The 18,205-nt window shown below is 59.6% G+C and carries 16 protein-coding genes; 4 read left to right on the forward strand and 12 right to left on the reverse strand.

From position 1 onward, the window contains the following. Nucleotides 1-27 precede the first annotated feature (27 nt). From purD to ACIQAL_RS17560, 10 genes are all read right to left on the reverse strand, one after another. Complete coding sequence (gene purD / locus ACIQAL_RS17515; protein WP_401147638.1) at nucleotides 28-1,323, reverse strand: phosphoribosylamine--glycine ligase; 1,296 nt, start codon at nucleotides 1,321-1,323, stop codon at nucleotides 28-30. 209 nt (nucleotides 1,324-1,532) lie between these two features. Continuing rightward, the gene (gene purH / locus ACIQAL_RS17520) at nucleotides 1,533-3,140 is read right to left on the reverse strand and encodes a bifunctional phosphoribosylaminoimidazolecarboxamide formyltransferase/IMP cyclohydrolase (protein WP_401147641.1); all 1,608 of its coding nucleotides are present in this window, start codon (nucleotides 3,138-3,140) and stop codon (nucleotides 1,533-1,535) included. Nucleotides 3,141-3,220: 80 nt separating this feature from the next. Beyond that, nucleotides 3,221-3,541 (reverse strand): DNA-binding transcriptional regulator Fis, encoded by a 321-nt coding sequence (gene fis / locus ACIQAL_RS17525; RefSeq protein ID WP_007907419.1) that lies wholly within the window; start codon nucleotides 3,539-3,541, stop codon nucleotides 3,221-3,223. Next, nucleotides 3,538-4,551: a tRNA dihydrouridine synthase DusB gene (dusB, locus tag ACIQAL_RS17530; RefSeq protein WP_401147645.1), complete on the reverse strand. Its 1,014-nt coding sequence runs from the start codon at nucleotides 4,549-4,551 to the stop codon at nucleotides 3,538-3,540. Before dusB ends, fis begins: the two co-directional genes overlap by 4 nt. 292 nt (nucleotides 4,552-4,843) lie before the next feature. Further along, nucleotides 4,844-6,223 (reverse strand): DUF3426 domain-containing protein, encoded by a 1,380-nt coding sequence (locus tag ACIQAL_RS17535; RefSeq protein ID WP_401147648.1) that lies wholly within the window; start codon nucleotides 6,221-6,223, stop codon nucleotides 4,844-4,846. A gap of 49 nt (nucleotides 6,224-6,272) precedes the next feature. Next, on the reverse strand, nucleotides 6,273-7,151 hold the full coding sequence (prmA, locus tag ACIQAL_RS17540) for a 50S ribosomal protein L11 methyltransferase (RefSeq protein WP_401147650.1): 879 nt from the start codon (nucleotides 7,149-7,151) through the stop codon (nucleotides 6,273-6,275). A 352-nt stretch (nucleotides 7,152-7,503) separates the two neighbouring features. Beyond that, nucleotides 7,504-8,868, reverse strand: coding sequence for an acetyl-CoA carboxylase biotin carboxylase subunit (gene accC, locus ACIQAL_RS17545; RefSeq protein WP_166595934.1), 1,365 nt, complete (start codon nucleotides 8,866-8,868; stop codon nucleotides 7,504-7,506). 17 nt (nucleotides 8,869-8,885) lie between these two features. Continuing rightward, nucleotides 8,886-9,341 (reverse strand): acetyl-CoA carboxylase biotin carboxyl carrier protein, encoded by a 456-nt coding sequence (gene accB / locus ACIQAL_RS17550; RefSeq protein ID WP_166595933.1) that lies wholly within the window; start codon nucleotides 9,339-9,341, stop codon nucleotides 8,886-8,888. A gap of 79 nt (nucleotides 9,342-9,420) precedes the next feature. After that, on the reverse strand, nucleotides 9,421-9,873 hold the full coding sequence (aroQ, locus tag ACIQAL_RS17555; RefSeq protein WP_074751988.1) for a type II 3-dehydroquinate dehydratase: 453 nt from the start codon (nucleotides 9,871-9,873) through the stop codon (nucleotides 9,421-9,423). 164 nt (nucleotides 9,874-10,037) lie between these two features. Beyond that, entirely contained in the window at nucleotides 10,038-11,852 is a 1,815-nt protein-coding gene (locus ACIQAL_RS17560; RefSeq protein ID WP_401147655.1) for a protein-disulfide reductase DsbD, read from the reverse strand. Between the two features lie 190 nt (nucleotides 11,853-12,042). On the opposite strand from ACIQAL_RS17560, the gene ACIQAL_RS17565 reads away from it, so the two are divergent. Together ACIQAL_RS17565 and ACIQAL_RS17570 are read left to right on the forward strand one after the other, a co-directional pair. Beyond that, nucleotides 12,043-13,014: a hypothetical protein gene (locus tag ACIQAL_RS17565; RefSeq protein WP_401147657.1), complete on the forward strand. Its 972-nt coding sequence runs from the start codon at nucleotides 12,043-12,045 to the stop codon at nucleotides 13,012-13,014. Then, the gene (locus ACIQAL_RS17570) at nucleotides 13,011-13,376 is read left to right on the forward strand and encodes a hypothetical protein (RefSeq protein ID WP_401147660.1); all 366 of its coding nucleotides are present in this window, start codon (nucleotides 13,011-13,013) and stop codon (nucleotides 13,374-13,376) included. Before ACIQAL_RS17565 ends, ACIQAL_RS17570 begins: the two co-directional genes overlap by 4 nt. A 35-nt stretch (nucleotides 13,377-13,411) precedes the next feature. On the opposite strand, the gene ACIQAL_RS17575 is transcribed toward ACIQAL_RS17570, so the two are convergent. After that, nucleotides 13,412-14,005 carry an HD domain-containing protein gene (locus tag ACIQAL_RS17575; protein WP_401147663.1) on the reverse strand — a complete coding sequence of 198 codons (594 nt, stop codon included), beginning with the start codon at nucleotides 14,003-14,005 and terminating at the stop codon, nucleotides 13,412-13,414. Between the two features lie 161 nt (nucleotides 14,006-14,166). Here ACIQAL_RS17575 and gcvA point away from each other — a divergent pair, with 161 nt between their 5' ends. Beyond that, on the forward strand, nucleotides 14,167-15,081 hold the full coding sequence (gene gcvA / locus ACIQAL_RS17580) for a transcriptional regulator GcvA (RefSeq protein WP_401147665.1): 915 nt from the start codon (nucleotides 14,167-14,169) through the stop codon (nucleotides 15,079-15,081). A 180-nt stretch (nucleotides 15,082-15,261) separates the two neighbouring features. Then, nucleotides 15,262-16,404 carry an alpha/beta fold hydrolase gene (locus ACIQAL_RS17585; RefSeq protein ID WP_401147668.1) on the forward strand — a complete coding sequence of 381 codons (1,143 nt, stop codon included), beginning with the start codon at nucleotides 15,262-15,264 and terminating at the stop codon, nucleotides 16,402-16,404. 9 nt (nucleotides 16,405-16,413) lie between these two features. Here ACIQAL_RS17585 and ACIQAL_RS17590 read toward each other — a convergent pair whose 3' ends face one another. Beyond that, entirely contained in the window at nucleotides 16,414-18,075 is a 1,662-nt protein-coding gene (locus ACIQAL_RS17590; protein WP_401147671.1) for a diguanylate cyclase, read from the reverse strand. Nucleotides 18,076-18,205 lie beyond the last annotated feature (130 nt).

Consider the following 18,205-nt stretch of genomic DNA (forward strand, 5'->3'; position numbering starts at 1 on the left):
GTTTCAGGCGACTGTCCGGCCTCGGACTTACTCCAGGTGTTCGCCGCGTTCCCGGGCAATGGCGCGGTAGCCAATGTCCTTGCGGTAGAAACAGCCTTCCCAGTCAATCTTTGCAGCCAGTTCATACGCCTGCTTTTGCGCGTCGCCAACGGTGTCGCCCAGTGCAGTGGCACACAGTACGCGGCCACCGGAGGTCACGACCTGACCGTCTTTCAACGCAGTGCCCGCGTGGAACACTTTACCCGGCAATGCCGCAGCAGCGTCCAGGCCGTTGATCGCGGCGCCCTTGGCGTAATCGCCAGGGTATCCGCCTGCGGCCAGTACGATGCCCAGACTCGGACGTGGGTCCCACTGGGCTTCCACTTTGTCCAGAGCTTGCGCCAAAGCGGCCTCGACCAGCAAGACCAGGCTCGATTGCAGACGCAGCATCACCGGTTGGGTTTCCGGGTCGCCGAAGCGGCAGTTGAATTCGATGACCTTCGGATTGCCTGCCTTGTCGATCATGAGACCAGCATAGAGGAAGCCGGTGTAAACGTTACCTTCGTCAGCCATGCCTCGGACAGTCGGCCATATGACCTGATCCATCACGCGCTGGTGCACGTCGGCCGTGACCACCGGGGCAGGGGAGTAGGCACCCATGCCACCGGTGTTCGGGCCGCTGTCGCCGTCGCCGACGCGTTTGTGGTCCTGGCTGGTGGCCATCGGCAACACGTTCTTGCCATCGACCATGACGATGAAGCTCGCTTCTTCGCCGTCCAGGAATTCTTCGATCACGACGCGAGAACCGGCATCACCAAAGGCATTGCCCGCGAGCATGTCGCGGACAGCTTCTTCAGCCTCTTCCAGCGTCATCGCGACGATCACGCCTTTACCGGCGGCCAGGCCATCGGCCTTGATCACGATCGGCGCGCCTTTCTCGCGCAGGTACGTCAGCGCAGGCTCGATCTCGGTGAAGTTCTGGTAATCGGCGGTCGGGATTTTATGGCGTGCCAGAAAATCCTTGGTGAAGGCCTTGGAGCCTTCCAACTGGGCGGCACCCTTCGTCGGACCGAAACAGTCCAGGCCACGGGAGCGGAACAGGTCCACGACACCGGCGACCAGAGGGACTTCAGGGCCGACGATGGTCAGCGAAACGTTCTTCTCGGCGAAGTCGGCCAGTTGTTCCAGGGCCGACACGTCGATGGCGACGTTCTCGCACTTGGCTTCGATGGCGGTCCCGGCGTTACCCGGCGCGACGAAGACCTTCTGCACGCGAGGGTCCTGCGCGACCTTCCAGGCCAGCGCGTGTTCACGGCCACCGCTGCCGATGATAAGTACGTTCATTTCAAAAAACCTCGATGACGCTAATTCTGTGGGTGTCGCTCGTAACGCTTTGTTTTGGATCTTTTCAAAACTGCGATACGAGGTCGCAATGGAGTAGGTGGATGCAAGGCGGATGGGGCTTTGCTGAGCGGAGTTGCCTCCTGGCAATGAGCATCAGCGGAGCCCCGTCCAACGCAGCAGACGCCTGCTACAGTGCGGCCGTTGTCATGTTAGTGGCGGAAGTGGCGCATGCCGGTGAACACCATCGCAATACCTGCTTCATCGGCAGCAGCGATGACTTCTGCATCACGCATCGAACCACCCGGTTGGATCACCGCCGTGATGCCGACCTTGGCGGCGTTGTCCAGACCGTCGCGGAACGGGAAGAACGCATCCGATGCCATCACCGAACCTGCAACCTGCAGGCCAGCGTGTTCAGCCTTGATAGCAGCAATACGGGCCGAGTTCACGCGGCTCATCTGGCCGGCGCCGACACCGATGGTCTGACGGTTCTTGGCGTAGACGATAGCGTTGGATTTTACGTACTTGGCGACTTTCCAGGCGAAGATCAGGTCGTGGATTTCCTGCTCGGTCGGGGCGCGCTTGGTCACGACTTTCAGGTCGTCGGCGCTGATCATGCCGATGTCGCGGCTCTGCACCAGCAGGCCACCGTTGACGCGTTTGTAGTCCCACGCCGGTGCACGTTCCGCATCCCACTGGCCGCTGGTCAGCAGGCGCACGTTGGCTTTGCTGGCGACAATGGCCTGGGCTTCGACGCTGACGCTCGGGGCGATGATCACTTCGACGAACTGACGCTCGACGATCGCTTTGGCGGTCTCGGCATCCAGCTCACGGTTGAACGCGATGATGCCGCCAAAGGCGGATTCGCTGTCGGTGGCGTAGGCCAGTTCGTACGCCTGGCGAATGCCACCTTCGGCGTCCGGGCTGACAGCAACGCCGCACGGGTTGGCGTGCTTGACGATGACGCAGGCCGGTTTGACGAAGCTCTTCACGCATTCCAGCGCGGCGTCGGTGTCGGCCACGTTGTTGTAGGACAGCTCCTTGCCTTGCAGTTGGGTCGCGGTGGCGATGCCCAATTCGGCAGGCTTGGCTTCCACGTAGAACGCCGCGCTCTGGTGCGGGTTCTCGCCGTAGCGCATTTCCTGCGCCTTGATGAACTGGGTGTTGAAGGTGCGCGGGAATTGGCTGCGGCCTTCAGTCGAAAGCGTTTCGGCGCTCTGATCGACGCTGCCAAGGTAGTTGGCGATCATGCCGTCGTAGGCGGCGGTGTGTTCGAACGCCTTGAGCATCAGGTCGAAGCGCTGGGCGTAGGTCAGGCCACCGGCCTTGAGGCTTTCCAGCACCTGGCCGTAGTCGCTGGCGTTCACCACGATGGCCACGTCTTTGTGGTTTTTCGCGGCCGAACGGACCATGGTCGGGCCGCCGATGTCGATGTTCTCGATGGCGGTCGGCAGGTCGCAGCCAGGCTTGGAAACGGTGGCTTCGAACGGGTACAGGTTCACGGCCACCAGGTCGATCGGCTTGATGCCGTGCTCAGACATGATTGCGTCGTCGGTGCCGCGACGGCCCAGGATGCCGCCGTGGATTTTCGGGTGCAGGGTCTTGACCCGGCCGTCCATCATCTCTGCGAAGCCGGTGTAATCCGCGACTTCTACCGCTGCGACGCCGTTGTCCTTGAGCAGCTTGAACGTACCGCCGGTGGACAGAATCTCGACGCCAAGGGCTTCGAGTTCACGGGCGAACTCAAGGATACCGGTCTTGTCGGAAACGCTGATCAAGGCGCGGCGGATCGGCAGGCGGGTCGTCTGGTCGGTCATCTCAACTTCCATCAAAAGCAAAAGAATTCAGCAAAAAAAACGACCGCATCAACGTGGGTCGTTTTTCTGTTTTTGGAGGCTTACAGCAGGTCGTACTGCTTGAGTTTCTTGCGCAGCGTGCCACGGTTCAGACCGAGCAGTTCGGAGGCCTTGGTCTGGTTGCCCTTGACGTAATTCATCACGCACTCAAGCAACGGCGCCTCGACTTCCGAGAGCACCAGGTTGTAGACATCAGTGACGGCAGCACCTTCCAGGTGAGCGAAATAATTGTGCAGCGCCTTTTCGACGCTTCCGCGCAGGGTCTGACCCTCTTCGCTCGGCGTGTTGAGGTGCTGTTTCAAATTGACGTTGTCGCTCACGGGTGTTGTTCCACTCACTAAAGTCTCTGTCATCATCGTCATGCGGCCACCTCTTGTTCGGTCCCTGACTGCGGGCTTTTTATGCGTTCGGCAAAAAAATCCCGAACGTTGGCGCACTGTGCTTCCGTATCTTCCAAACGATTGAAAAGGGCGCGAAACTCCTTGGCGCCCGGCAAGGTTGCGAGGTACCAGCCGACGTGTTTCCGGGCGATCCGCACGCCCATCACGTCGCCATAGAACGTGTGAAGCGCGGCCAGATGCTCTAGCAGAATGCGTTCCACTTCTCCCAGCGCCAGGGCGGGGAGTTTTTCCCCGGTGCGCAGGTAGTGTTCTATCTCGCGAAAAATCCATGGGCGCCCTTGGGCAGCCCGGCCAATCAACAACCCGTCGGCACCGGTCGCGTCCAGGACGTGCCGTGCTTTCTCCGGTGAAACGATGTCGCCATTGGCAAACACCGGGATCGACACCGCCTGTTTTATCGCGGCAATCGTGTCGTATTCGGCTTCACCGGTGTAAAGGTCCGCCCGGGTTCTGCCGTGCACCGCGAGCGCCTGAATGCCCGCTTGCTCGGCAATTTTGGCGACGGTCAGACCGTTCTTGTTTTCACGGTCCCAGCCGGTGCGAATCTTCAGGGTGACCGGTACCTCGACTGCCGCGACCACCGCGTGCAGGATTTCGGTCACCAACTGCTCATCCTTCAACAGCGCGGAACCGGCAGCCTTGTTACAGACTTTCTTGGCCGGACAGCCCATGTTGATGTCGATGATCTGTGCGCCAAGTTCGACGTTGGCGCGTGCCGCATCCGCAAGCATCTGCGGATCTCCACCGGCGATCTGTACCGAGCGTGGCTCGGGATCGCCTTCATGAATCATGCGCAACCGCGACTTGCGGCTGTTCCACAGGCTCATGTCACTGGTGACCATTTCCGAGACCACCAGGCCTGCGCCGAGTTGGCGACAGAGCTGTCGGAAGGGCTGGTCGGTGACGCCCGCCATGGGGGCGAGGATCAAGCCGTTCTGCAATGTATAGGGGCCGATGCGTACCGCCGACATAGGGTGACCTGTTGTGGGGCCGTATCACGAAGCCTGGTCCGAAAAGTGCTTTCGCAGCCATTCAGACGGGACCCAGAGTATGAAAAAGGGTGGGCATGATACCCGCTCTCGATGACTGGATAAAGGCTGAATTGGATAAAATCTGAACAGTTGCTTTCTTATCGCGAACGGTTAGGTATTGGCTCGCATTGTCATAAAACCGTCGTCAGCTTTCTGATGACGGCGTGCCGCATTTCAGTGCGACAGCACGCGCTGGATAGCGCGGTGCGCGTGGCCTGTCAGGAAGGTGAGTTTACTCCGGCGAGCGAAAACTCAAACTGTAATTCACGGCCTTGGGTCCCGGATCGAGAATGTCCAGGGCGATGTGAATAGGCGTCTGCGGCGGCATTTCGTCCTTTCCGGCGAGTTCGCCGCTCAGGTATTCGCCCGGCTTGAACCGACGACTGGCAATCAGCTGACCACTGGTATCGGCGAAGCGCAATTCCAGGAGTGGGAACGGCTGAGAGAACGAGGCACGGTTGTAGATGATCGCGTCGACCACCAGTGCGCCTTGAAATTCGGGATGACTGCGCACGACAAGATTGCTGCTTTTCAGGAGCTTGATATCGACCTTCGACGGCAATTTGCAGCCGACTTGCGGGCAGATGTCCTGAAACCAGGAGCGGTACTGGTCCTGACGCGCCAGTTCATCAAAGTGATACCAGACGTACTGCCCTGCCAGCCCCAGTAAGGCAATCAATGCCAACAGCAGCCAAAGCACGCGGCGTCCCCAGCGTGGCTTGGGTTTTTGCCAGGCGAGTTGCAGCGGGTCATCGGTGAGGTCGAGCAGTGCCGGGTCGCGTAGACCGGGTTCGTTGCGCCCGCGCTTCCCTTTCGTCGGGGGAAGGTCGTCTTCGTCGTCGAGTTCATTCGGATGGCGACGATGATGGGCGTCGTCACCGTCCAGTGCCGAGAAACGTTCGGATGACGAATGCTCCTCGGGTTCTGCTTCGGCGTGCATGCGGTTTTCGGCGCGCGGCTCGTCGTCCAGATCGGCGGGGGCCGAAGAGAAGGACGGCTCGGTGCGGTGGTCATCGTGCCCGATTTCGTCGCGGTCGAGGGGTTCGATCAGCGAGTCCGGTTCGTGGTGAACCTCAGTTTCTTCGATGACCTCGGCGCGCAGTTCCGGTAACTGGCTCACGTCGTCGTGGCTCAGGCCCTGATCCCACGCCTCGCTGGCGACCTCAGGCTCATCGCGACGGGCGCTGAAGGATTCCACTTCGTCGTGATCGCGATGGCCGCGAGCATGACCGAAAGATTCCGGCAGCTGGATTTCCCGTTGTTCCAACCGGGCAAGTTCGACATCCAGGTCATCGAGGTCAAGGCTGTCCAGGTCCACTGAACGACGTTCGGCCGGCACCGGCAAAGGTGCAGGCTGAGCGGCGACCACGGACTGAGGTGCGAGGACTTCGACGACCGGTGCTGGAATGGGCTGCGCTGGTTCCGGGGGCTGGGCTGCGGCTTGAGCGGCGGCCCGCGCCTCGGCGCTTTTTTCCAACAGTTGTTTCGCGGCATTGAACACTTGCAGGCAAGAGCCGCAACGCACCATGCCTCGGGCGACGCTCAGTTGAGCGTGGCTGACGCGGAAACTGGTCTGGCAGTGAGGGCACTGGGTGACGAAACTGTCGGTCATGCGGGTATCCGGGGTAAACGAGCGCCTAAAGGGTTGTGATCAATGGCTATCAGCGACGGCGACCGGTGATCCGGACCCAGCCGTCGCGGTTGGCGATCGGGTCCAGCTCGAACGTGTCAGCGTACGCAGCAGCAACATCTTCGCCTTGTTCGGCCAAAATGCCGGACAACGCCAGTCGGCCACCGGATTTGACCAGGCTCGCCAGCTGAGGTGCCAGAGAAACCAGCGGCCCAGCCAGAATATTAGCCACCAATACGTCGGCTGGCGCTTTTGGCAGGTCTTCCGGCAGGTACAACGGAAACTTCTCCGCCGGTACATGGTTGCGACCGGCGTTATCGCGCGAGGCTTCCAGGGCCTGCACGTCGATGTCGGTACCCACTGCATGTTTCGCGCCCAACAGCAGGGCAGCGATGGCAAGGATGCCCGAGCCGCACCCGAAATCCAGCACATTGGCGTCGGTCAGGTCCTGGCCATCCAGCCACTCCAGGCACAGGGCAGTGGTCGGGTGGGTGCCGGTGCCGAACGCCAGACCCGGATCGAGCAGCAGGTTGACAGCGTTCGGCTCCGGCGCGGCGTGCCAGCTTGGCACGATCCACAGTCGCTGTCCGAAACGCATGGGCTGGAAGTTGTCCATCCAGCTGCGTTCCCAATCCTGATCTTCGATGACTTCGTGGGTGTGTTCAGGCAACGGTGCGCCGGTCAGCAGCGTCAGGTGAGCGAGGACCTGATCGGCGTTGGTGTCGGCCTCGAAAAGGGCCAGCAGGTGCGTGTGGGACCACAGCGGCGTGGTGTTCAGTTCAGGTTCGAAGATGGGCTGATCTTCAGCGTCCATGAAGGTCACGGACACGGCACCGACTTCAAGAAGCGCGTCTTCGTAGGTTTCGGCTTGTTCTGGGCTGATGGCGAGACGGACTTGCAGCCAAGGCATGGCGGATTACCTTCGAATTGAAAATGGACAGAGCGGCGCAGCGCCGCGAAAGACCGGCAAGTTTACGGGGTTCGGGAGGAAACAACAAAGAGGGTGATGCGGGGATTGGCTTTTGATTCTGCCCGATGAGCGTAGGAGCTGGCTTGCCTGCGATCTGGCGCGAAGCGGCAGCAAAGCCTGCGAATGCGGTGTATCAGGGGAATCGAGATGGCCGGTTTTACGACTGCTTTGCAGCCGATCGTAGGCAAGCCAACTCCTACGCCTTCGGCAGAAGCAGGTAGGCGGTCCGGGCTTCAGAAACAACAAAGCCGCTCGAAAGCGGCTTTGTCGTTCTGTCGCACAATCTGACCGGTCAGTGTTTCTCGGCGGCCAGTTTGTGTTCCAGGTAGTGGATGTTGACGCCGCCTTTGCAGAAACCTTCATCGCGGGTCAGATCACGGTGCAGCGGGATGTTGGTCTTGATCCCGTCAACCACGATTTCGTCCAGGGCGTTGCGCATGCGAGCCATGGCTTCTTCGCGGGTCGCGCCCCAGGTGATCAGCTTGCCGATCAGTGAGTCGTAGTTCGGCGGAACGGCATAACCACTGTACAGGTGCGAGTCGACGCGAACGCCGTTGCCGCCCGGGGCGTGGAAATGCTTGACCGTGCCTGGGCTCGGCATGAAGGTTTTCGGGTCCTCGGCGTTGATCCGGCACTCAAGGGCGTGACCGTGAATCTTCACGTCGTCCTGGGTGTACGACAATTTGTTGCCAGCGGCGATGCTCAGCATCTCCTTGACGATGTCGATGCCGGTGACCATTTCCGAAACCGGGTGCTCAACCTGCACGCGGGTGTTCATTTCGATGAAATAGAACGCACCGTTTTCGTACAGGAATTCGAACGTACCGGCACCGCGATAACCGATGTCGATGCACGCCTTGACGCAGCGAGCCAGCACTTCGGCGCGGGCTTTTTCGTCGATACCTGGCGCTGGTGCTTCTTCCAGCACCTTCTGGTGACGGCGTTGCAGCGAGCAGTCACGGTCGCCCAGGTGGATCGCCTGGCCTTGACCGTCGGACAGCACCTGAACTTCTACGTGCCGCGGGTTGGTCAGGAACTTCTCCAGGTACACCATCGGGTTACCGAAGGCGGCGCCAGCTTCCGAACGTGTCAGTTTTGCCGAGGAAATCAGGTCCTCTTCCTTGTGCACGACGCGCATGCCGCGACCACCGCCGCCGCCAGCGGCCTTGATGATCACCGGATAACCGACCTGACGGCCGATGCGCAGCGCTTCTTCTTCGTCTTCGGGCAGCGGGCCATCGGAACCCGGTACGGTCGGAACGCCTGCCTGGATCATCGCGTCCTTGGCCGACACCTTGTCGCCCATCAGGCGAATGGTGTCAGCGTTCGGGCCGATGAAGGCAAAACCGGATTTCTCGACCTGCTCGGCGAAATCGGCGTTTTCCGCCAGAAAGCCATAGCCTGGGTGGATGGCCGTGGCGCCAGTCACTTCGGCTGCCGCGATGATCGCCGGGATGTGCAGGTAAGACTGAGAGGCCGATGCCGGACCGATGCAGACGGATTCGTCGGCCAGACCCAGATGCATCAGTTCCTTGTCGGCCTTGGAGTAAACGGCGACGGTCTTGATGTCCAGCTCTTTGCAAGCCCGCAGAATCCGCAGAGCGATTTCACCGCGGTTGGCGATCAGCACTTTTTCCAACTTCGCAGGATTCGTCATCAAAGGCACTCCGCGGTTCAAACGATGGTGAACAGCGGCTGGTCGTACTCAACCGGCTGGCCGTCTTCGACGAGGATGGACTCGATCACGCCGCTGGTTTCGGCTTCGATGTGGTTCATCATTTTCATCGCTTCGACGATGCACAGGGTGTCGCCTTTCTTCACGGTCTGGCCGACTTCAGCGAAGGCTGGCGAGGTTGGCGAAGCTTTGCGGTAGAAGGTACCGACCATTGGCGAACGGGCAACGGTGCCGTTCAGTTTGGGTGCCGATGGCGCTTCTGCTGCGGCCGGAGCGGCAACAGGTGCAGGTGCAGCGGCAGGCGCGGCAACCGGGGCAGGCGCGTAGTACTGCTGTGCTGGAGTCTTGCTGTGACGGCTGATTCGTACGGACTCTTCGCCTTCACGGATTTCCAATTCGTCGATGCCGGACTCTTCCAGCAATTCGATCAGTTTCTTGACTTTACGGATATCCATTAATCATCAACTCCCAAGGGACGGTCAGGGGTATTTTGTGGCCGGTTCAGGTCATGGGGCTCAGTGCGAAACTGCTCGTTCATGCCTTCGAACGGGTGGCCAGTTGTTCCAGGGCGGCCTCCAGGGCCAGTCGGTATCCGCTGGCGCCAAGGCCGCAGATCACACCTACAGCAACATCTGAAAAGTAGGAGTGATGGCGGAAAGGTTCGCGTTTGTGCACGTTCGAGAGGTGCACTTCGATGAATGGGATGCTCACTCCCAGCAATGCGTCACGTATTGCGACACTTGTGTGAGTGAAAGCAGCCGGATTGATCAGAATGAAATCCACGCCTTCATCGCGGGCAGCGTGAATGCGGTCGATCAATTCATACTCGGCATTGCTTTGCAGGTACATCAGATGGTGGCCGGCTTCGCGCGCGCGCTTTTCCAGATCCTGGTTGATGTCGGCCAACGTGATCGAGCCGTAGATCCCCGGTTCACGGGTGCCCAGCAAGTTCAGGTTAGGTCCGTGAAGAACCAGAAAGGTCGCCATCGTGTGTTCCTTGTTGGGTGCTTTTTCGACGCTCACCGCAGGTGCGAGCCATTGATGCGGAGCGACTATGCCGGAAAGCGTATTGGACTGTCCAGTTACCGACCCAGATATCGACAATGTTCAGCACGATGACCGATGTTCGCGCAAAATTTGTGACTAAGAGGCTAAATTTGGTCATTTGCTCTAGAAAGCCGCTCGGAGAAGGCTTCCACGTCGATTTCGCCGACGACGCGCACATTTGTCAGCTCGTTCCCGTCTTTTCCAAAAAACAGCAGAGCAGGCGGGCCAAACAGTTTGTAAGTGTCGAGCAGCGTGCGCTGTTCGGCATTGCTGTCGGTCATGTCGAAGCGAACCAGGCGAAAGCCTTTGAGTTGGCTGACAATTTTTGGATCGGGCAACACTTCATGCTCGATGACCTTGCAGCTGATGCACCAGTCCGCGTACCAATCCACCAACACCGGTTTTTCGGCGCTTTTCGCCTCAGCAAGAATCTGTTTCAGCGCCGAGACTTCGGTGACAGTCTGCCATTGCTCTCCGCCGCTGCTATCTCCCGAGAGTTGCGTGGTAGATGCACGCCCCAATGGCCGCAACGGATCGGTCTGGCCGCTGAAGGCCCCGTACCAGCAGCAGAGAGCGTAGACCAACAGGAAAACCCCGAGTAGCTGAGCGAGGCGGCCCCGGGTGGTTTTGACGGTGAATTCCAGCGCGCCGAGAAACACCGCGACCCCTGCCCACAGCAGTCCGATCAGCAGCAACGTGGCTTCCCCAGGGATCACCCGACCTAGCAGGCCAATGGCCAACGCCAGCAGCAACACGCCAATCGCATTTTTGACGGTGACCAGCCACGGTCCGCTCTTCGGCAGCCATGCCGCGCCGCCCGTCGCCACCAGCACCAGTGGCGCGCCCATGCCGAGTCCGAGGGCGAAGAGTTTAAGTGCGCCGCCCACGGTGTCTCCGCTGGCGCTTATATAAAGAAGGGCACCGGCCAAGGGCGCTGATACGCAGGGCGACACCAGCAGGCTTGATACAACGCCCAGGACGGCAGCGCCCCACAGCGATCCGCCTTCGGTGTTGCCAGCGATGCGGTCAAGCCGCTCATTCAAGGCGCGAGGCAAGCGAAGTTCGAACACCCCGAACATCGCGATGGCAAACACCACGAAAAACAAGGCGAACGGCACCAGCACCCAGGCCGATTGCAGCCGGGCCTGAAGATTGAGGCTGGCGCCGAACATCCCCATCAGTGCGCCGAGCATCGCGAAACAGATCGCCATCGGCAGCACGTAGGCAAGGGACAGAGAGAAACCGCGCAGTCCACCGATCTGCCCACGCAGCACGACGCCGGAGAGGATCGGCAGCATCGGCAGTACGCACGGCGTGAACGTCAGGCCAATCCCCGCGAGGAAGAACAGCGCCAGTTGTTTCCAGCTGAAAGGCGTTTGGCTCGGCGTGGTCGTGGGTGCCGCGATGTCAGCGACGGAGGCCGTGTCGCCGATGCTCAGGCGCTGGGTCTCAGGGGGATAGCAAAGGCCTTTATCCGCGCAGCCTTGGTACGTCACGACCAGCGTGAAGGGCCGCGTGTCGCCCGCTTTGCGCGGCAGGTTGATGTCGAGAATTCCGTGATACACCTCGACGTCGCCGAAGTATTCGTCGTGTTTCTTCTCACCGTCGGGCAGTTGCGCCGCGCCCAAGACATCCGCAGGTTCTGTACGGAACTGGAAGCGGTGGCGATAGAGGTAATAGCCTTCAGCGGCGACGAATTGCAGCTTGATCGACGCCGGGGAGGTATCGATCAGGTTCAGTTGGAACGCCTGGCGAACGGGCAGGAAATCCTTGCTGTTGTCGATGCTGGAACTGCCCAGTGCCGAGCTACTGCCCAGCGTCGGACTCCCGAGCCCTGAACTGGGCCGACTGTCCAACAGGCTCGCGCTGAAAGCAGGCAGGGCGAGGGTCAGCAAAATCAGACAAAGCAGGCGGCGCATGGCGGTCTCGCATCTCAAAAGTCGCCGCATGATAACGCAGGGTGGGAGGGGATGCAGAGAAGGGACGAGGGGGCTGTAGGTTCTTTCTGAAACCTTTGTAGTCAGCACAAATTCAACGCGTTGTTTACTGACAGCGCGTTCATTCCGAACCAATGTTCTTCCCTCATACCTGCACCTGAGAGGGAGCCCATTGTCCAGGCCCTATGCGTTCATCAATGACGAAGTCCGAGACTATTACCAGTTCCGGGATTACACGCTGAAGGTTCCCGCCAGCGCTCGCGCGAAGTTCGACCAGCTCAACGCCCATCTTCGCCCCCATCCGATCCTGCCCGGCCAAGTCGTGGTGATGATGGATGGGCCTTCGCACCTGTGCACCCCTGAAGAAAACGAGCTGATGCTGCTGGCCAGCAATGTCCGCCTGTCGATGGTGGGACATGACCCGCACAGCAGTCAGGTCATGGTCCAGAATTACGACGTGCTGCAAAGCATCATGGGCTACGGGTCCATCGGTATCGGCAGCGCGACCGGTGCGTGGGGCGGGCATTTACGAGAACTTGAAAAACTGCTCAAGGAAGTCGAAAACCTTATGCAGCGCTGGCGATCAGGCGCGCTCACCAATAATCAGTTCTTCGCCCAGCGACAGGTGCTGTTTTCAAAGATCGAAACCCGTTTACAGAACATTGGCCGCCTCGGTTCCGGACTCGGCAATCAAGGCAAAATCAAAGACATCCTCGGCATTTCCACTAAACGCTTCCTGCACACCGGGCAGTTGAGGGGGTACGCGTACAACGTGAGGCGGATTTCCGCGACGGCCAAGGTGCTGAGTCGAGGCACCTATGTGGGCGTTGCGCTGGATGTCGGGGTTGGAGCGCTGGAGATTCAGGAGGCATGTTCGTTGGGGAAGGAAGATGTCTGCACCAAGGCGAAGTATGTGGAGAGTGGGAGGGCTGTTGGGGGGATCGCCGGTTCCATGTTGGTCGGCGGCGCCGGTGCTGCAGTTTCAGGAAGTGTTTGCGCAGCTCTGGGTCTTCCGTCTGCTGGGACCGTGCTGATTGGCTGCGCTGTCGTGTTTGGTGTGGCGGGCGCTATTGGCGGCGCAGAGCTGGGTAGCCCGATGGGTGCGGTGACGGGACAACATCTTTTTTCGTGGTTCGAACAATGACCCTGGAAGTGATTGATGGGGTTTACTTGGTTTGTGCTGGGGTGTTTCTGGTTGCCGTTGGATTTATGGCCTATGCCATGTTCGGCAAACTCGAAACAATGGAAGGCTATTTGAGCAGAAGTCGAATCATGCACGACGTAAATTATCGCGTCTCAGGCACAGGGGTGTTTGGACGGCAGATTCGCTTGGGAATGATTGCCGGATGCCTGCTGCAGCCACGGCTTTACATAAAGCGGGGGTTGCTTGAACCCGCTGATCTGGTCGAGTTTCCTACGGGGTTAAGGCTGTTGGCTGTTCTGCCATTATCAATCGGGGCAGCTTCGATGGCGGCGATGTGGATTCTGAATATCATGGATGCCTGATCATTCTAGAAAATCAAGCATCCTCACTCGACCCCTCACGCAAACGCCTTCTCACCCCCAAACGCCGGACGGGCGAAAACCCGTCGCACCATCGGTTCGAAATACTCCAGTGGCAGGGTGTCGTAATCGGGATCGAATGCGGTCTGGTCCCAGCGTTCGCAGAACATCGCCGAGCGCTCGAAGGCCGGGTGGTCTCGGTATTTATCGCGCTCGTTGCGATCACGGCCAATGTGATGGAAGTAGTAATAACCCTGAAAAATCGCGTGTTTGGACAGCATCCAGTGGTTGTCGGCCGAGATGTAGGGCTTGAGGATCGCCGCGACCAATTCGCCGTGGTTGTAAGGTGCGATGTCGTCGCCGATGTCGTGCAGCAAGACGCAGACCACGGTTTCCTCGTCGGCCCCGTCGCGCACGGCGCGGGTCGCGGCTTGCAGTGAATGCTCGTAGCGATCAACCGGGAAACCCAGGGTGCTGCCTTTCAGCGTTTCGAGGTTTTTCAGCACGCGGTCTGCCAAGCCACGCTCATAGACGTCGCACAGGTGTTCGATGTGCTTCCAATCCTCGGCCGTTGATTCAGTGAAGCTCGTAAAAGCAGGTGCCAGGCGATCCTGATGAAGAGTGTGCTGCATGTCGAACTCATCCTTTCGGTGATAAGGCTCACGTCATGGGGATCGCCATTGCTATCACTTGACTTGCCCCGATGGATCAATTTTTATCCCGTTTCGTGGGGCGTGACAAACAACCAATGCTCACGGGATGCATCAATGCACATAATCCATGAGGTCAAGCCATGCAGTCGCGTCTTCCACCGTTGAATCTTCTGCGAGGCTTCGAGGCGTCTGCGCGGCACTTGAGCTTCACGCGGGCCGCGGATGAGTTGCATATCACGCAAGCCGCCATCAGCCACCAGATCAAGCAACTGGAAGAGCACCTAGGCGTCCCGTTGTTTCATCGGATGATTCGCAAGCTCCGTTTGACGGACGAGGGACGGCTGCTGTTGCCCGTCGTGCAAACCGCGTTCGAGCAAATCGGCGAAGCCGTCACCACGCTTCGCGCAAGCCAGGGCACTCACTCCCTGACAGTGGGCCTGGAGCCTTCGTTTGGTGCGAGCTGGATGTCCCCTCGGCTTGGGCGTTTTTGGGCACGCCATCCGGGTGTCGATTTACGCTTGCACCATTCGGTGCAAAGAACGCTATTCGCCCACGAAGAGCTGGATTTGGCCGTGCGCTGGGGGAGCGATGACTGGCCGGGTCTAACGGCCGAGCGTTTGATGGGGCTTGGGTTTGCGCCCGTGTGCAGCCCCGCTCTACTGACGGGATCATCTCCGCTGCGCACCCCGTCGGATCTGGCTCACCACACACTGCTGCATGATTACGACCGTGAGGGCTGGCGCGAGTGGCTGGCCAGTGCCGGTGCCGAAGGCGTGAAGCCGGAAAGCGGTGTGGTCATCGATGACACCAACGTGGTGACGCAAGCCGCCATCGACGGGCAAGGCGTGGCGTTGTGCGGGCTTGCGCTGGTTGCCGGGCATCTGGCGGCAGGGCGTCTGGTCAAGCCGTTCGAGCACACCGTTGAAACGAACTCGGCGTATTACGTGATCTACCCGCCCGCCGCGATCAAGCGCCCACACATCCGCGAGTTCATCGCCTGGCTGCACGAAGAGGCCGCCCGGGATCGTTCAACGGATTCCCACCCTTGGGAATGACTCATGAGTGGACGCGTAAAACCGTGCATGCATTAGTTACGCTTATTCATTCGGCGATAAATATTCGTTTGTCGTTCCCATCCGACGCTGGCTAGGATTCAGGCAACTGACGTTGCCCGTAGTGTCATGAACGGATGACGATCCTGGCTGACCTGCTCTTTCGCCTGAAGGTTTTACGCGATGACTGACACGGAGTATCTCGACGAGATGCCACTGCCGGAGGGCATCCGCTCCCGTCAGATCGAGGGCGTAAACGGCCTGAGCATGCATGTGCTGGAGGCCGGGTATTCCAATCCTGAGAGGCCTTGCATCCTGCTGCTCCATGGTTTTCCGGAGCTGGCCTACAGCTGGCGAACTACCCTGCTTGGATTGTCGCGGCAGGGGTATCACGTCATCGCGCCCGACCAGCGAGGTTATGGCCGAACGACAGGATGGGAGGCGGAGTACGAGACGGACCTGCGGCCTTTTTTCATGTTGAATCTGGTACGCGATGCTATTGCGTTGCTGGCGGCCATGGGGCGTGACTCCGTTGCCGCCGTAGTAGGGCACGACTTCGGCTCACCCGTCGCGGCCTATTGCGCGTTGGTCAGGCCGGATATCTTTCGCGCTGTCGTGTTGATGAGCGCGCCGTTCAGTGGGCCTCCGCTGTTGGCGAACGCCGTTGATGGGCCCGACATGAGCGAGATGCTTGCGGCCTTAACTCCGCCGAAAAAACACTACCAGCACTATTACTGCACCCGGAGCGCCAATCGCGACATGACCGAGCCGGAAGGAGGCCTCGCTCGTTTTTTACGAACGTATTTCCACGTCAAAAGCGGCGACTGGTCAGGCAATTCGCCTTTTCTGTTACTCGCATGGTCAGCCGATGAGCTCGTGAAGATGCCGCCGTACTACATCATGGGGCTGGATGACAGCATGCCCGCCGCTATCGATGCTGATGCGCCGGATGCCACGGAGGCCAAGCGGAGCGAGTGGTTGACTGGATCGGACCTTGCGTTCTTCACCGCGGAATTTCAACGGACTGGCTTTCAAGGCGGGCTCAACTGGTATCGATGCAGCTTCTTGGCCGATCACGATCATGAGTTGAACGTGTTTGCGGAGCGCACGATCAACGTGCCTTCGTGCTTTATCTATGGCGAGAAAGATTGGGGGGCCTTTCAAGCCCCTGGCGCGCTGGAAACGATGCAAAACACGGCGTGCACCGACATGCGGTTCGTCGAGTCGATACCGGGTGCAGGGCACTGGGTTCAGCAGGAGCAACCGGAGAGCGTCGTCAGCGCCATCATGACGTTTCTTCAAACCACCGAGGGATTGTCTCGTTGACGATCCTCGTCAGTTCACGACATCCAGCGGCGAGTGCTTTTTGGCCTGCATGATGTCTTCACGCAACGTGTGGACCTGATTGCGTCCGGCCTTTTTCGCGCGATACAACGCGTCATCCGCCTGAGACGCCAGCATCAGCGCATCATCGCCTTCTTCCAGTTCCACTACGCCTGCGCTGAAGGTGCAGAAAAGGTCCACCGGTTGCGCCGGGTAATGAATTTCCGCGAATCGGCGACGAATCTCGTCCAGCACGCCGAAGGCCGATTTGAGGTCGGTATCAGGCATGACCACCGCGAATTCCTCACCGCCGTAGCGGCCAATGTAATCGGTCTTACGCAGGCGTTGCTTGAGGAACAGCGCGAGGCTCTTGATCACACGGTCGCCCATGGGGTGGCCGTGACCGTCGTTGACCTTCTTGAAGTGGTCGATGTCCAGCATCACGAAGCTCAGGGGCTTGTTTTCCCGGCGCGCGCGGAAGCTGCAATCTTCCAGCAGTTGCAGGATGTGCGTGTGGTTGTAAAGGCCGGTCAGGCTGTCCCGGACCATCCGGGCCTTGAGGTTTCGCGCCCGAGCGGCGCGGTTGCGCACCGTCGTGATCAGATGGCGCGGCTTGATCGGCTTGGTCAGGAAGTCGTCACCGCCCTCGCTCATTGCGTCCAGCTGTTTGTCCAGGTCGTCTTCGGCGGACAGGTAAATGATCGGCACACTGACGTAACGGTCGTTGTGACGAATGACCTTCGCCAGCTCGGTGCCGGTGCAGCCGGGCATGTACATGTCGAGAATGATCAGGTCCGGCTGAAAGTCCGCCAGCTCAGCCATCGTCTGAATCGGGTCGAACAGTGTGCGCGTCACGATGCCGGCATTGTTCAACAGCCGTTCGGTGTGCGTGGCCTGGGCACGAGAGTCGTCGATGATCAGCACTTTATACGGCTCGTACTGCGCGACCCGCGTCAGAATCTCGATTTTTTCGAGCAAACTGGAAGCTTCCAGCGTTCCGGTCAAAAACTCTTCGCCACCGGCGCGGACAGCGGCCAGCCGCGTGGGCGTGTCGGTCTCGTGATGGCTGAAAAACAGCAGGGGCAGTTTCTGTTCCAGACCTTCCTGCATTTTGGCAGCGAGCTTTAACCCTTCGCCCACACCCCCGAAATCCACGTCCATCACCACGGCGGCGGGCAAGCGCTCGGCCAGGGTGGCGTGGAAGGCCTGCGGACTTTCCATGGACTGCGCGCTCAGACCGAAAAATTCCAGCTGTTTCGCCAGGCGTTCAGCGCGTTCGTGATCTTGCAGCATCACGTAAATCGGCTTGCGCAGCGGTGGCAGCGACGTGTGTTCCAGCCGATCGCCATGACGCAAGCCCGTGCGGGAAAGGCGCTGCATCAGGCGGTTCAGGTCGGTGATCAACGCACTGCTCAAGCGGCCGCGATTGGCTTCCACTTCCAGTAGGGACTGAGCGATGCCACGCGCCAGATGCGCGTGTTCTTCCTGTTCGAAGCGCTCGGCGAACCGCAGCAGGCGCTGGTTGGAGTCGCTGAGTTCTTCCAGATCCGCAGCCGTCCATTCGCTTTGTTGCAGGCGTTGCCAGACCTCCAGGATCTGACGGGCCTGGTGAATGACGCGCTGGGCGAAATGGTGCTTGAGACGGTCTCGGCTCGGATCTTCTGCTTCGGTCATGTCCTGACTACTTCTAGGGGAAACCCTGATACGGATGCTGGCGCTATGCTAGCACTACTTTTCCCACACAAGTGCGCCGTAAGTCATTTTGTTGTCATTTATTCACGTCAACTTTCTGTCTTTGCAAGCC

Origin of the sequence: Pseudomonas sp. NPDC088368 (genome assembly GCF_044753445.1) — a bacterium.
In the GTDB taxonomy this organism is placed as follows: domain Bacteria; phylum Pseudomonadota; class Gammaproteobacteria; order Pseudomonadales; family Pseudomonadaceae; genus Aquipseudomonas; species Aquipseudomonas bambusae.

Excerpts from the sequence above, each read along its gene's own strand:
- purD (WP_401147638.1), bottom strand. The coding sequence starts at position 1,323 with ATGAACGTACTTATCATCGGCAGCGGTGGCCGTGAACACGCGCTGGCC.
- purH (WP_401147641.1), bottom strand. The coding sequence starts at position 3,140 with ATGACCGACCAGACGACCCGCCTGCCGATCCGCCGCGCCTTGATCAGC.
- fis (WP_007907419.1), bottom strand. The coding sequence starts at position 3,541 with ATGACGATGATGACAGAGACTTTAGTGAGTGGAACAACACCCGTGAGC.
- dusB (WP_401147645.1), bottom strand. The coding sequence starts at position 4,551 with ATGTCGGCGGTACGCATCGGCCCCTATACATTGCAGAACGGCTTGATC.
- ACIQAL_RS17535 (WP_401147648.1), bottom strand. The coding sequence starts at position 6,223 with ATGACCGACAGTTTCGTCACCCAGTGCCCTCACTGCCAGACCAGTTTC.
- prmA (WP_401147650.1), bottom strand. The coding sequence starts at position 7,151 with ATGCCTTGGCTGCAAGTCCGTCTCGCCATCAGCCCAGAACAAGCCGAA.
- accC (WP_166595934.1), bottom strand. The coding sequence starts at position 8,868 with ATGACGAATCCTGCGAAGTTGGAAAAAGTGCTGATCGCCAACCGCGGT.
- accB (WP_166595933.1), bottom strand. The coding sequence starts at position 9,341 with ATGGATATCCGTAAAGTCAAGAAACTGATCGAATTGCTGGAAGAGTCC.
- aroQ (WP_074751988.1), bottom strand. The coding sequence starts at position 9,873 with ATGGCGACCTTTCTGGTTCTTCACGGACCTAACCTGAACTTGCTGGGC.
- ACIQAL_RS17560 (WP_401147655.1), bottom strand. The coding sequence starts at position 11,852 with ATGCGCCGCCTGCTTTGTCTGATTTTGCTGACCCTCGCCCTGCCTGCT.
- ACIQAL_RS17570 (WP_401147660.1), top strand. The coding sequence starts at position 13,011 with ATGACCCTGGAAGTGATTGATGGGGTTTACTTGGTTTGTGCTGGGGTG.
- ACIQAL_RS17575 (WP_401147663.1), bottom strand. The coding sequence starts at position 14,005 with ATGCAGCACACTCTTCATCAGGATCGCCTGGCACCTGCTTTTACGAGC.
- gcvA (WP_401147665.1), top strand. The coding sequence starts at position 14,167 with ATGCAGTCGCGTCTTCCACCGTTGAATCTTCTGCGAGGCTTCGAGGCG.
- ACIQAL_RS17585 (WP_401147668.1), top strand. The coding sequence starts at position 15,262 with ATGACTGACACGGAGTATCTCGACGAGATGCCACTGCCGGAGGGCATC.
- ACIQAL_RS17590 (WP_401147671.1), bottom strand. The coding sequence starts at position 18,075 with ATGACCGAAGCAGAAGATCCGAGCCGAGACCGTCTCAAGCACCATTTC.